Origin of the sequence: Streptomyces sp. SID13726 (assembly GCF_010548375.1) — a bacterium.
Taxonomy (GTDB): Bacteria; Actinomycetota; Actinomycetes; order Streptomycetales; family Streptomycetaceae; genus Streptomyces.
The window spans coordinates 1-826 of the sequence record NZ_JAAGLY010000076.1 but is presented as its reverse complement, the minus strand read 5'-3'; the positions used below and the strand labels follow the sequence as shown (position 1 = coordinate 826).

At 71.2% G+C, this 826-nt stretch carries 1 protein-coding gene and 1 pseudogene; both read left to right on the top strand.

The features are described from left to right. Positions 1-181 (top strand): annotated as a pseudogene (locus tag G3I78_RS46405) (ABC transporter permease); the annotation flags it as partial. 144 nt (positions 182-325) lie between these two features. Next, on the top strand, positions 326-826 hold a 501-nt coding region (dnaX, locus tag G3I78_RS46400), incomplete at its 3' end, for a DNA polymerase III subunit gamma/tau (RefSeq protein WP_164436564.1).

The window sequence follows — 826 nt, the reverse complement described above, 5'->3', positions numbered from 1 at the left end:
CGACATGTCGGCGATCGCCGGGCTCATCGGGGGCGGGGGCCTGGGCGACTTCGCCCTCCGGTTCGGCTACCAGCGCTACAACTGGGGCGTCGTCATCGTCACGGTGCTCATCATGATCGCGATCGTGCAGCTCGCCCAGCTCCTGGGCAACTGGCTGGCCCGCAAGGCGCTGCACCGCTGACCCCCCGCCGAGATCGACCCGTACGTCCCCAGATCGACCTCCTGAGGGTCGATCTCGGACGTACGGGTCGATCTCGCGGCGCTCCGCGTGGACGACGGCGGAGCGGCCTCGTGCCTGTGGGACGCGGCGTCTAGAGTGACGGGGGTGAGCACCGCCCTGTACCGCCGCTACCGGCCCGAGACCTTCGCCGAGGTGATCGGTCAGGACCACGTGACCGCGCCGCTCATGCAGGCGCTGCGCAGCGGCCGGGTGAACCACGCCTACCTCTTCTCCGGCCCCCGCGGCTGCGGCAAGACGACGAGCGCGCGCATCCTCGCGCGCACGCTCAACTGCGCGCAGAACACCCCGGACAACCCGCTCGACACCCCGTGCGGCGTCTGCCCCTCGTGCGTCGAGCTCGCGCGCGGCGGCCCGGGCAGCCTCGACGTCGTCGAGATCGACGCGGCGTCGCACAACGGCGTCGACGACGCCCGCGAGCTCCGCGAGCGCGCCGCGTTCGCCCCGGCGCGCGACCGGTACAAGATCTTCATCCTCGACGAGGCGCACATGGTGACGCCGCAGGGCTTCAACGCGTTGCTCAAGCTCGTCGAGGAGCCGCCCGAGCACGTGAAGTTCGTCTTCGCGACGACGGAGCCCGACAAGGTC